The organism is Bacteroides muris (ex Fokt et al. 2023), from assembly GCF_024704895.1.
GTDB lineage: Bacteria > Bacteroidota > Bacteroidia > Bacteroidales > Bacteroidaceae > Bacteroides > Bacteroides muris.
In genome coordinates this window covers 64,423-76,715 of the sequence record NZ_JAMZEE010000010.1, presented here as the reverse complement: position 1 = coordinate 76,715, position 12,293 = coordinate 64,423, and the positions used below count along the sequence as shown (strand labels likewise).

At 49.4% G+C, this 12,293-nt stretch carries 9 protein-coding genes; 1 reads left to right on the top strand and 8 read right to left on the bottom strand.

Going from position 1 to position 12,293, the window contains the following annotated elements:
• The first annotated feature begins 72 nt into the window (after nt 1–72).
• Nucleotides 73–1,338, top strand: a complete 1,266-nt coding sequence (locus tag M1B78_RS05950) for a DUF2264 domain-containing protein (protein WP_257940167.1) — start codon at nt 73–75, stop codon at nt 1,336–1,338.
• 313 nt (nt 1,339–1,651) lie between these two features.
• On the opposite strand, the gene M1B78_RS05945 is transcribed toward M1B78_RS05950, so the two are convergent.
• The 8 genes from M1B78_RS05945 to M1B78_RS05910 all read right to left on the bottom strand — a co-directional run bounded on the left by M1B78_RS05945 (nt 1,652) and on the right by M1B78_RS05910 (nt 12,292).
• Nucleotides 1,652–2,443, bottom strand: a complete 792-nt coding sequence (locus M1B78_RS05945; RefSeq protein WP_257940166.1) for an SGNH/GDSL hydrolase family protein — start codon at nt 2,441–2,443, stop codon at nt 1,652–1,654.
• Nucleotides 2,444–2,461: 18 nt separating this feature from the next.
• Complete coding sequence (locus M1B78_RS05940; RefSeq protein ID WP_176468043.1) at nt 2,462–3,649, bottom strand: AGE family epimerase/isomerase; 1,188 nt, start codon at nt 3,647–3,649, stop codon at nt 2,462–2,464.
• A gap of 25 nt (nt 3,650–3,674) precedes the next feature.
• On the bottom strand, nt 3,675–5,069 hold the full coding sequence (locus M1B78_RS05935; protein ID WP_016273957.1) for an MFS transporter: 1,395 nt from the start codon (nt 5,067–5,069) through the stop codon (nt 3,675–3,677).
• A gap of 14 nt (nt 5,070–5,083) precedes the next feature.
• On the bottom strand, nt 5,084–6,259 hold the full coding sequence (locus M1B78_RS05930) for a glycoside hydrolase family 130 protein (protein WP_257940165.1): 1,176 nt from the start codon (nt 6,257–6,259) through the stop codon (nt 5,084–5,086).
• A gap of 23 nt (nt 6,260–6,282) precedes the next feature.
• Nucleotides 6,283–7,398 carry a glycoside hydrolase family 26 protein gene (locus M1B78_RS05925; protein ID WP_257931008.1) on the bottom strand — a complete coding sequence of 372 codons (1,116 nt, stop codon included), beginning with the start codon at nt 7,396–7,398 and terminating at the stop codon, nt 6,283–6,285.
• 130 nt (nt 7,399–7,528) lie between these two features.
• Complete coding sequence (locus tag M1B78_RS05920; RefSeq protein ID WP_430732561.1) at nt 7,529–8,989, bottom strand: hypothetical protein; 1,461 nt, start codon at nt 8,987–8,989, stop codon at nt 7,529–7,531.
• A 10-nt stretch (nt 8,990–8,999) separates the two neighbouring features.
• Entirely contained in the window at nt 9,000–10,766 is a 1,767-nt protein-coding gene (locus M1B78_RS05915; protein WP_257940163.1) for a DUF6057 family protein, read from the bottom strand.
• 50 nt (nt 10,767–10,816) lie between these two features.
• On the bottom strand, nt 10,817–12,292 hold the full coding sequence (locus M1B78_RS05910) for a TolB family protein (RefSeq protein ID WP_257940162.1): 1,476 nt from the start codon (nt 12,290–12,292) through the stop codon (nt 10,817–10,819).
• Between the last annotated feature and the right edge of the window lies 1 nt (nt 12,293).

Genomic DNA, 12,293 nt, shown 5'->3' with positions numbered 1-12,293 from the left:
AGATTCCATATAAAGGATTACTTCTAATTTTGAATGTCCCAATGATACATTAACCGTTATAATAAAGAAAACATGCAACGATTACATTATTTCATTTTACTATTAATAGCAGTAATGACATTGCCCACCTCTTCCTTGCAGGCCAAAAGCAAGAAAGACAAAGCAACCAAAGAGCATCAGGTAACCACCGGTGCCGAAGACCGTGCCACATGGGTAAAGTTGATGTGGAAAATATCCTACCCCGTCATCCATAACCTGGCAGAGGGGACTTTGCGCCAGAATATGCCGATAGAATCCCGGAGCGGAAATCCGAGAGGTTATGATGAAGTGACCCACTTGGAAGCTGTAGGCCGTACATTGGCCGGTGTAGCTCCATGGTTAGCACTACCCGATGATGACACAGAAGAAGGAAAGCTCCGTAAACAAATGCGTGAGGAAGTACTGAAAGGGCTGAAGAATGCAGTTGACCCAACTTCTCCCGACAAACTGAACTTCACCAAGCAGCCGCAGCCCATTGTGGATGCCGCCTACTTGGTGCATGCTTTTCTGCGTGCCCCAAAAGCCCTATGGGAACCGCTGGACAACACAACCAAACAACGCTATATAGAATCATTGAAAGCCCTACGCAACCGGACGGGTGCATACAACAACTGGCTGATTTTTACCGGCCTGAACGAATCATTCATCAACTGGGCAGGAGGTGAATGTGATCCTTTCCGCCTGAAAATAGCCAAAAACAAGATAAGGGAATGGTACGTGGGTGACGGATGGTACAGCGACGGCCCCAAATTCAGCATGGACTATTACAATGCTTACGTATTGAATCCCATGTATGTAGCCATGCTGGAGACATTGGCTGCCAAGAAGAGAGCCACTCAGAAGGAGGTGGATGAAGCACTTCAACGCATGATCCGCCACTCCGAATTTTGTGAACGTATCATAGGACCGGACGGAACTTATCCGGCTTTCGGCCGTTCCGTAACTTACCGCACCGCCGCTTTCCAGTCCTTAGCTGATGTTGCATTGCGTGAAAAACTGCCGACACATCTCACTCCCGCACAAGTACGTTGTGCGCTGACCGCCGTACATCGCAATATGTACGAAGGAAACCAGAATTTTGACAAAAACGGTTGGCTGGTTCTCGGTTTCAACGGACATCAGCCGGAAGCCGCTGACGGATACACCTCTACCGGAAGCCTCTATATGGCTACCTTAAGTTTCTTACCATTAGGCTTGCCCGCTGACAATCCTTTCTGGACAGATGTACCTGCCGACTGGACTACCAAGAAGGCATGGAAAGGGGAAAATCTTCCTAAAGATTACAAGGTAGAGTATTGATTTCAGGATAATATCTTACTACCGATTGATGAAAGTGTATCATAATATGACATTTATGATTCACCCCTCTCTTATTCAATCACCTTATGTTCACTAGTGTTCCGTTAAAAATACTCATCTCATAGAAATTGTGCTTTCTTCAATATCAAAGAGTTCTGATTTTTATTTTCTCAAAAATGACATAAACGAAAGTTTAACGGGACACTGGTGACTTAGGTTTCTTAATATCTGTGACAGGGGTGATTTTCATATTTTTGGTGTTTTGACACATCCCCTTAATGATAAGTTGTTCCAACTGGAATGCAGAACAAGACTAAAAGAAGTTATTCCGTATCTCCTTTGCTATGTAACGGCCCATCAACTCCTGCCCCGGCTTGTCGGGATGCAATCCGTCGCGCAGATAGCGTCCACTACCGGAAGACTGCTCAAACTTCTCGGTAATGCCGCAATTGGAGTAACAATCTATCAACTGCACGGAAAGCGCCCGGCACAACTCACGCAGAATGGCAATCTTCTGCAGATTCAGTGCATTGTGTTCGGGGTTGCCGGTCTGAATCGGCGTGCACACAAATACACGGCACTGAGGATAATGCTCCAAAATGGTCTGAATGGCCCAACGGGCACCGCCCGCCATAGTACTGACATCCACTTCGTCGAGTGTCTTCCCCTTAAGGGCCTCTTCAGCACTACCCAGGTTACGGTCGTTCGTTCCCATAGAGAACACAAAGACATCGGGCGCAGGGTAAGCGCCACTTTCCACCTCAGCTATGAACTTCTGGATATGTACCTTCGATACGTTGTTGTGCCGCATCTGCAACTCATGCCTATCCTCTGTTGCCTGCCAACCGCCGGAGATGCCGGCAAAGCCTTCGCAGCCATAATCCTGAGTGTCGGGGTGGCATGCCCATGTAGCAGAACCGACCGCCACGTTGTGATGTGTGGCTAATCCGAGCTTATCCACTACAGTCTTAGACCATTGCTCACCTGCGGTGATGCTGTTTCCGTCGCACCCGAAGTTCAGCTTGCTGAAGTCCGGATAAAGAGATTGCGCATTCAACGCAATCCCCATCCAGACAAGAATCCCCCAAACCATTAATCTATTCATTTCCTTTCTAATAAAAAACTATGAAAAACGTTCAATAATCTCCATGCACATGCGTCCGTTGTGATACGGACATTTCCAGAACCCCGCCTTGTCATCATCAGTGTTCACCGTGCCGTCGGCACGCACACTCCAATGCCATTCTCCGTGCTCGTAGTCTACCAGATGCTGCTTGATGAAGTCCCAGCATCGGAGAGCCTTCTGCATGGCTACTTCGTCATCAAAGTGCTGGTAGAGGTTGACATGCCCCACAACGTTCTCAGCCTGCACCCACCAGTGGCGGTCGGTATCAGTCTCTCCCTTATCCGGAAAAGCCTCGTATATCATGCTTCCGTCGGGCGTCAAACCTTCATCGGCAGCAGCGGCAATGTACTCTACGAGCGGTTCCACTTTCTCGAGGAGGTCCTTATCTCCCAAGACCAGAGCCGCCTCGTGTATCAACCAGGAAGCTTCAATGTCGTGACCATAGGAGACAATACGGTACTTGCTTACCCAATCATCATTGAAGAACAGCTCCAGATGACCGGTTTTGATATTCAAAATCCGTTCAGTGAAAAGAGCTGTCAAATTGCGGAGCTGCTTCTCCAGACGGGCATCCTTCCATATCCGGAAAAGATTGGTATAAGGTTCCAGAATATGCAGATGGGTATTCATCGTCTTGCGCTCGTTCTCATCTTTGGCGCTAAGGCGCATGTCGGCTATTTCTCCCCATTCGCGGGTCAAGGCTTCGCAATAACCGTTCTTCACGGGGTCGAAACTATGTTCTTCAATAGTCTCGAACAAGCGGATGGCATATGCCAGCGCTTCATCATCGCCCGTGGCGCGGGCATATTCACTCAGCCCGTAGATGGCGAACCCCAAAGCATAAATCTGCTTCTTGGTATCGAGCGGATTGCCTTTATAGTCGAGAGACCAGTAAACTCCGCCAAATTCATTGTCATAGAAACGGTCGACAAGAGTACGTTTGGCACGCGTAGCCGTTTCCAGATACTCCGGTCTCTTCAGCAAGCGGTATGCAGCCGAGAAGGTCCACAAGATGCGGGCGTTCAGGATTGCCCCCTTTTCTGCTTCGGGCTTCACCTCCTCCCAACCCGTGATACGGCCGTAGAAACCGCCGTTCACTTCATCCGTCATTTTGTTTATCCAGAAGGGGAGGATATTGGAAACCAGCTCCTCCTCCATCTCCTGTTTCATCTTCTTGATATCCACAAGTTTTTGAGTTATGAGTTATAAGTTATGAGTTATTCTGCTGAAGGTTCTCACGGCGCTCTTTCAGGTCTGCATTGATGGCTGCCATACGCGTCTTATTCAATGGATAGATGAATACGACAACGATGGAAAGTGCGGCTATCGCAGCAGGAATAAAGCTCATCAGATACTTCAAACCATCCAGCGCTTCGGGCGTCTGCACAGCATTCTCAGCGGTGTTGTAACCGAAGCATGCCAGCAGTGCCATTACTGCCCAGCCTGCAAATGCACCGCCAAACTTCTGCGCCATAGAGCCGGAAGAAAATATCAGCCCTGTAGAGGACGTACCGTCTTTCTGCTCGGCATAGTCTGCCACATCGGCATACATACTCCAAATAAGCGGAGACACGATACCGGTACAAATGGAGATAAGCACCTGGAAAATCATCATCAGCCACCATCCCAGTCCGTTATTCGGCACAAAAAAGAAGAGCACACTGAACACTACCAGGCACACGAGCGAAATGATATAGGTGGACTTCTTTCCGAACTTCACGGACAGAGGCACAGCCAATGCCACACCGGCCATGTTGCACACTTCACCTACCATCAGGAACAGGCCGGCATACAACACGAGATTGAAGAGGCCAAAATCGAGGAATGCATTGGCACTGATATAGTCCTTGAAGAAATAGGCGGCAGTAGCTCCACGCACCGTATTGAAGAAATTCGACAACAATGCCGCACCGTTCAATATCCACCAGGGCGAGTTGCGCACCAGCGACTTCACATCCTTGCCGATGGATTCGGACGCCACACTCTTGACATGCTCGCGCGTCATGCCAAAACAAACCAGAAAGCCCAGAAAGCAGAGCGTGGCAATGCATACCATGGCATATTGCCAACTGGAAGCATTGCCATAGTCCATTGATTTAAACCAATTGCACAATGGCTCCCATGCTCCCAAAGCAATAAAACTACCCCCGTATGCAAAGAACATACGGTAGGAAGAGAAAACCGTTTTTGTGTTCGAATCATCAGTCATCACCCCCAACATAGCACCATACGGAACATTGATTGCCGTATATACCGTCATCATCAGGATATAAGTGACATAAGCCCATATCAGCTTACCCGTCGTCCCCATGTCGGGCGTTGTAAAAAGTAACATCCCGGCGATGGCAAAAGGAGCTGCAATCCACAGCAGATAAGGACGATACTTACCCCAACGCGTATGAGTACGGTCTGCAATGACTCCCATCATCGGGTCGGACACAGCATCCCAAATACGTGTCACCAGCATCAGCAATCCCGCATCAGCCAAGCTCAGACCAAAAATATTCGAATAGAAGAACGGCAGATAATAGGAGAATATTTTCCAGAACATAGAGGAAGACATATCCCCGAAACCATAACCGATTTTCTCTTTCAGTGTTGCCATAGTATGTTGTATTTTTATTTTTTCATTATCTTCAGGTTCTTGTCTATCAGCTTCTTCAGCGTTTCTACCGAAGCTGATGAAGACAAGCCGTCAGCAGGCGTATTCATGCAATAGTCCACCAGCTTGTCAATGGTAGAAGTGGCTACATGCATCCGCGTGTCGGAAGAGGCGTAATAGATGAACACCGTTCCGTCTTCGTCGGCAATCCAGCCGTTGGTGAAAAGCACATTGCTTACGTCACCTATACGCTCCTCGCCTTCGGGCACCATAAAGGCACCACCGGGGCTGGCTATCAGCTTCGTCGGGTCTTCCAAGGAAGTCATGTACATATAGAGCACATAACGCAACCCGGCGGCACAACCGCGGACACCGTGAGCCAGATGCAACCAGCCTTTCGGAGTCTTGATGGGATGCGGACCTTCACCGTTCTTCACCTCCTTGATGGTGTGATAGTAACGCCGGTCTATGATTTTCTCTTCCTTCACTTCGGCACGGGTTATGTCGTCTACCAATGCCCAGCCGATACCGCCCCCGCTCCCGGCATCAATAAAGCCGTCTTGCGGGCGGGTATAAAGGGCATACTTACCGTCTACAAACTCAGGGTGCAGCACCACGTTGCGTTGCTGACTCTTGGTTTTCAGGTCGGGCAGGCGTTCCCAGTTCTTCAAATCCTTGGTGCGGGCAATGGCAGCCGTAGCCGTAGCCGAAGACAAATCGCCGGCAGGCGCATTGTCGTCGTGGCGTTCGGCACAGAAGATACCGTAAATCCATCCGTCCTCATGAGCCGTGAGACGCATGTCGTATATATTCGTTGCCGGAATCATGTCTTCGGGCATGGTGACAGGATAATCCCAGAAACGGAAATTATCAATGCCGTTGGGGCTCTCGGCTATGGCAAAGAACGACTTGCGGTCAGCGCCCTCCACGCGTACCACCATCAGGTACTTGCCGTTCCATTTGATGGCACCCGAGTTCATGGCCGCATTCATACCGATACGTTCCATCAGGTACGGATTGGACTTCTCATCCAAATCATACCGCCAGAATACGGGTGTATGAGCCGCCGTCACTACCGGATATTTATAGCGTGTGAATATGCCATTGCCGTCTTCTACAGCCACATTCTTTCTCGTTATCAACTCTTCGTGTTTCCGAAAGAGTCCCTCTACCTTTTCTTTAAAAGCTTCCATGTCTGTTATATTAGGTTGTTTGTTTATTGATACAGATTTACATCGGCAGCAAACAGGGCCTTGGGATTGTTATAAAACTCCACAAAATCTCCCGCAGATGCCTGTCCCGGATAGGGGGCATAGTAATGGGTCACCTTTTCACGGGCATTGCGCCACACCAGCACATAGGCAAGCGGATACTTCTCCAGCACAGGCAGCAAAGTACCAGTCCACCATTTTGCATCGGGAATTCCTTCGTAACCGGTTTCGGTCACGGCAATCACTTTATCATGTGCTTTTCCTATACTGTCTATAATGGAAAGCGCCCTGTCCATTCCGGCAAGATAGTGATTCCGGTCGAACTGATAGGTATCGAAACCGATAACGTCTATCAACCCGTCACCCGGATATTTCTTCAGGTATTCCGTGGTATCTTTGGGTTCCGTACCCGGAGAGTAAGCATAAAGCACATTATCCACTCCTTTGGCCTGCAGGCTGTCCACCGTCATGTGCCACAACGTCTTATACTCCTCAGGGGTACACAGCCTCTCGCCCCACCAGAACCAACTGCCACTATGTTCGTGCCAGGGACGGAAAAGTATGGGTATCTTCACGCCGTCCGCCGTCTTCAGCGAATGAAGGAAGTCGGCAACTCCCCCCAACCAACCGACAAACTTCCGGTGGTTCTCACCTCCGGGCAGGATGGACTTCACCACCGTCGTATCCGATACGTCCCAGGCATCACCACCCGTCTTGGGATTACGCGCATGCCAGCTGAGCGAAACCATCCCGCCCCGCTGATACTGATTGATTATCTCTTTTCTGATTTTATCGAAAGGAACCTTATCCAGATTGGCTGCATTTCCAAGTTCCAGCTCCCCCAAATCAAAGCTGATGACAGCCGGATAGTCGCCACACACGCTCTTCACATCCGAACGCCCTTCCTCACCTTCCCAGCCGATACCATATACCGTATCATCATGATGGCCGAACATGATACCTCCGGAAGGAATTTTCTTCAGGTTAGCCAGCAAGTTCTCCGTTTCCTGCGTACGTGCAGCAGCAGTCACTTCGTTCACACTCTGTTCTTTCTTGGAAGAACCGCAGGCGGTCAACAGACTTGCCGCCAGAATCATCATAACAAATTTCTGTTTTTTCATATCCATGTTTTTCAATCCAGTATTATCAGTACACATTGATTTGCGGTACAAAGATAGCCGATTGCGCCAAGGGAAAATGATACAATTTTATCCCTTTACTGTATTAAAAAGCAGAATATGGAAAAACACATCATCTGACTTTAACCGGGACACGCTTCTTCGAGACGATTCCCCGTTCCGCTTTTCTGCGTTCCAGCTTCACCGGTCCGTTTGTAAAATCGGGAACATTGTACGAGTAAATCAGACGGTCGTAATATTCCCACGGATTTTTCTGAGGAAGCAGGAAAGGCTTGCCCACCACCCCATTCTCATCCAAACCAGCCAGATACAAACGGGTATAAAGCCCATCTCCCCTGCGGCTACTGAACACAAACCATCGGGAGTTACTGCTCCAGTTGTGGAAGCTTTCCGTATCGTCGCTATTCACCTCATTTATAGGGCGCATACCGCCATCATGCAAATCCAACAACCACAAATCGGCTTCCTTGTGCCAGATTGAGAAGTTACCGTAATCGGACAATGTAAACATGATATACCTGCCGTCGTACGAGGGTCTCGGGAAAGAGATGCTTTTTTTCATAGCTGCTGCATTGACCAGCGTATCTATCTTTTCGCCAAATGTCCCGTCTTCCGGGTTGAAATCCACACTACACAAGCTATAACGTATCTCCTTATACTCCGCCGGTATCGGCCTGGCTTCCGCAGCACAGAAGTACAGTTTGCGTCCGTCCGGCGAGAATACGGGAAAAGTCTCGAAGACCTCCTTCTTCCGAAGCAAGGGAGAGAGCAGCAATTCATGTGTCTCGGGATGGTAGACCAGCACATCCGATTCCAGGTCGAGCACCTCCACGCGCTCGTCCTTCACTGCATGGAAAGACTGGCGCGTATTGTTGACGGAATAGGCAATATACTTACCGCTTGGATGCCAATAAGGATATACACCCGCCGAGAGCGTGGAATCCGTTTTCGTATCCAGCATTTCGCGTTTCCCGTCTATCTGCATCAAGGTCCCTCCGTTCTTTCCACGGATATGCAGGCTCAGATAGTCCGGGTCGGTTTTGTTGAAAGCATGACAATTCAGGCACATGCCCGGCACCATGGTGTTCTCCAGCAAGGGACGCTCCTCGAACGAAGAAAGGTCACGCTCATAAATGCCCATCTTGCTATAAACTTCATATCCGGGAGCCAGCTTGCGGTATACCACCCCATAATCTATAGGATACGGACTGACATACATGGGAAAAGAGCGGTACTGTTTCCACTCCCCCCCTTTCCGGACACACACCGTAAACAAAAGGCTGTCTCCCTTGTTTTCTTCCAAAAGTTTCCGCCATTCCTTTTGCGGGAATGATACTATTTTATCATTAACATGCATTTCTCCGGACTTTCCTCCGGTCACAGTCACATCCACGCGTTCATACGCTCCACCGATACAGTTGAAATTCATGGGAGCAATGGTTGCAGGAATGGTCACACCGATATAGTCGGGATAGATATCCGGCCATTCATCCACCTTCTCCGGAGAAGTCACCGGATTGCTACAAGCGGCAAACCACCATGCAGCCATAATGCAAACAGCTATATTCTTCATCTTTTTCATCTTACTTTCTTAGTAGCAAATAATTCCAGTATGTACTGCCGAAACGCGCCTCCAACATCTGCCGGGCATTCTGCTGCGAGGTATATATCCGCGCAAATTCCGTTACATCCCGCACCACTTGGGGCGAAATGCTCCACGGCATACCCTGAAAGTTCTTGTGCGTCTGTGTCCATACATATACCAACGCCTCCTGATAGCTGCGGGGAATATGGTCGTAACCGGCATGCTTGCCCAGCGGATAATACTTCATGAAACGTTCCAAATCACGCTGCTGCAGGACGTATGCCAGCATATACTCGAATGCCATCCGGTTCCGGTGGTCATGTTGATACAGTAACCCCAGCATGATGTCCATCTCCCGGTCGCTGAACAAAAAATCCTCCGTATAACGTATCTGCCTCAGCCAGCCCCATTCTTTATGGGCATTTATTTTTTCTTCATCATACAGATAAGTCATAGCCTCCTCCGCCCAATCCTTATAGAAAAGGGTCTTTCTCAGTGCCCGCAGGTATTTGGCGGCCACCTCATATTGCCCGTTAATCAAATTGGTTTCGGCCAGCCGTTTGAAGCAACGACTGCTTTTATTGAAGTTGGGAATCGACTCCATCGCTTCGAAAGTGAAGCGTTGTGCCGTATTTATCATTCCCAGATGATAATATGCCTCGCTGGTGGGCAACGGCGAAGTAAAGTCACGCTGGAACTCCGGTAGCAGCCCTTTCGTCCCGTTCTGATAAAACTCGAACATGCGGTCGCCCATCTGTCCCGTCTTTCCCAAAGCAAGATTCAGGCAGGTCACGCCGAAAGGTGAAACCGGTGACTTCTCTTCTGCCTTTTCTATAATCTCCTGCCATTGTTTATTACGTACCAGCCGATCATACTCCATCGCCTCCTCTTTATCCACATCGCAACCGGCCGCCACGTAGTAATAGCCGAACAATGTTACCGCCACCACTTGCAGAACTCCATAAAATACCGGCTTCTTCTTCAAAGCGGGCAAAGCTGCCAGCAGGAAGGGAAGGACAACCAGCAATACGGCAAGCCCTATCTCTATCCAGGGAATCACTGCCGGGAAACGGTAATATCCTATACCGCCCATCAGACGGTAAATGGGGAATTGTACCCACATGCTTGCCAATAGCGGACAGCCGATACCCCACAATCCTACACCCCAGAACACTCCGACACCACCCCAGAAATTCTTACCTTTAAGATTCAACCGGAACTCGCGTACAATCACCCAGCCCATAAAGATGAAGTGTGCCGCACCCGCTGTCCAGTAAAGCAGCGGAAGGACTATCAGAATGTACGCGACACGCTGCCACTTCCCCTTCAAATCCGCATACCAGCAGGATGCTGACAATACCAGCAGTAGAGCCACCGCCAATGACAGCATCGCATTTTCATCACCCATGAAATGCCACAAGACAATGATGGGCAGAAAACTCAGCGGATAATACACATCAGCCGCACCCTGCTCCTTCGCCAGTTTCCAAACCAACCGTTGCAACAACACGTACAAAAAAGCCAGGATACTGGCACCTGCCCACACGTGATAATAAAACTGTGTCAGATATTCGGCTATATAATCAGCCAGTCCGCCTGGAACAGCCATCCGTTCCCAAAAGTAATCAGCATCGAACAAGAAAAGCTGAAACTGTTCCTGATAGGAGAGATGGGCCGGATATACGTTTCCCCAGAAGAGAAGCACCACTATGCCGAAAAGTATAGACACCCCTATCTTCCAAGTCTTTTTCAGAAATATATACATAGAATCATTTACTATTTTACAATTTACCATTTGTCACATTGAATATTTTGTCATTTGAATTCCTCTGCCTTCAGTTGCCGGTTTATCCGCTTGATGGAAGAAGCATCAAAAGGAACAGGAGTGGCCGACAAATCGGGGATATTGTAGGATTTCAATGTCAGATCGTCTTTTTCAGGGTCGGACTGAGGTAGCACAAAAGGCTTATGCGCCTTCCCTTCGGCATCCAGATAGGCAAAATAAACCCGCCCGTACTGCCCGTCACCCCGCTTGCTGGCAAAGGCAAACCAACGGCTGCCTGACGACCAACTGTGATAAGTGTCCGAACGGTTGGAGTTGACCATTGGCAGGGAGTCTACAGTACCCGTCCGCAAATCCATCAGCTGCAACTCCGTCTCCCGGTGCCAGATGGGGAATGTTCCATAATCGGCAACGGTATAGAGCAGGTAGCGTCCATCCGGCGAAGCTTTCGGATGGCACACGGAGCCTCTCTCCAGCCGGGCGTTCCAAAGGGTATCCACGCAGTCGCCCCATGTGCCGTGATCGGCATCGAACGCAATACGGCAAAGCGAATAGCGTAATTGCCGTATGCTGTCCGGCAATGGGACGGCCGGAGCCGAGCAGTAATATATCCATTTCCCGTCTGCCGAGAAAGTGGGAAAAGTTTCCAGTACGGTGGAATCTGCCGTAAGCGGAGATAGAATCATCCGGTTTCCGTCAAAATCGGCGACAGCCAAATCGGAGACGGTATCGTAAACTTCCAGACGGCGGTTACTTTCCGTATGGAACATGGGAATAATCACATTAGACGAGAACACACCATACCGCCCGTCAGGATGGAAATCCCCGTAGACAGCCGCAGATATCATCTGTTCATTCTTCAAGGCAAGCTTACGGAGCTTGCCGTCACGGTTCAGGACAGTTCCTCCTCCCTCGCCCCGAAGATGGAACATCGAAAGGCTGCCACTATTTCCTCCGTGCACATGGCAGTTCATGCATTTGCCCTCTGTCCGGCTGTTATCCGCCAAAATACGCTCTTCGAAATTCTCGATGCAACGTTCACGTATCTGCAAAGCATTCCATACCTCATAACCGGGCTCTATCAGACGGTAACTGACATAGGCGTCAAGCTTGTCCGCCACTACCTGCCATGCAAAGGAAGGATAGCGCAGCCAGCGGCCGTCGGTACGGGCAGTAACAACTACTTCCAAAGTATGTTCCTTCTCCGCTTCAAGCAATGCACGCCAAGCTTTCAAGGGGAATATCGCCTTGTTCCCGCGCGCATTTATCTCCAAGCTGTCCGATGCTCCCTTTACACTCACGCACACCGCATCCACCCCTTCATTCCGCACAAGGAAATTCAAAGGAGCCACATTGTAGGGAATGGTTACATCCTGATATTCCGGATAGAGCACCAATAACCGGTCTGCAGGCTGTACAGACTCCGGACGGGGACTGCAAGCATATAGGCAGTAGCACAGTAACAGCCCCACAACAACTTGTATATATTTCATATCTATGTTCATCATA

Excerpts from the sequence above, each read along its gene's own strand:
- M1B78_RS05910 (WP_257940162.1), bottom strand. The coding sequence starts at position 12,292 with ATGATGAACATAGATATGAAATATATACAAGTTGTTGTGGGGCTGTTA.
- M1B78_RS05920 (WP_430732561.1), bottom strand. The coding sequence starts at position 8,989 with ATGAAGAATATAGCTGTTTGCATTATGGCTGCATGGTGGTTTGCCGCT.
- M1B78_RS05935 (WP_016273957.1), bottom strand. The coding sequence starts at position 5,069 with ATGGCAACACTGAAAGAGAAAATCGGTTATGGTTTCGGGGATATGTCT.
- M1B78_RS05945 (WP_257940166.1), bottom strand. The coding sequence starts at position 2,443 with ATGAATAGATTAATGGTTTGGGGGATTCTTGTCTGGATGGGGATTGCG.
- M1B78_RS05930 (WP_257940165.1), bottom strand. The coding sequence starts at position 6,259 with ATGGAAGCTTTTAAAGAAAAGGTAGAGGGACTCTTTCGGAAACACGAA.
- M1B78_RS05950 (WP_257940167.1), top strand. The coding sequence starts at position 73 with ATGCAACGATTACATTATTTCATTTTACTATTAATAGCAGTAATGACA.
- M1B78_RS05915 (WP_257940163.1), bottom strand. The coding sequence starts at position 10,766 with ATGTATATATTTCTGAAAAAGACTTGGAAGATAGGGGTGTCTATACTT.
- M1B78_RS05925 (WP_257931008.1), bottom strand. The coding sequence starts at position 7,398 with ATGAAAAAACAGAAATTTGTTATGATGATTCTGGCGGCAAGTCTGTTG.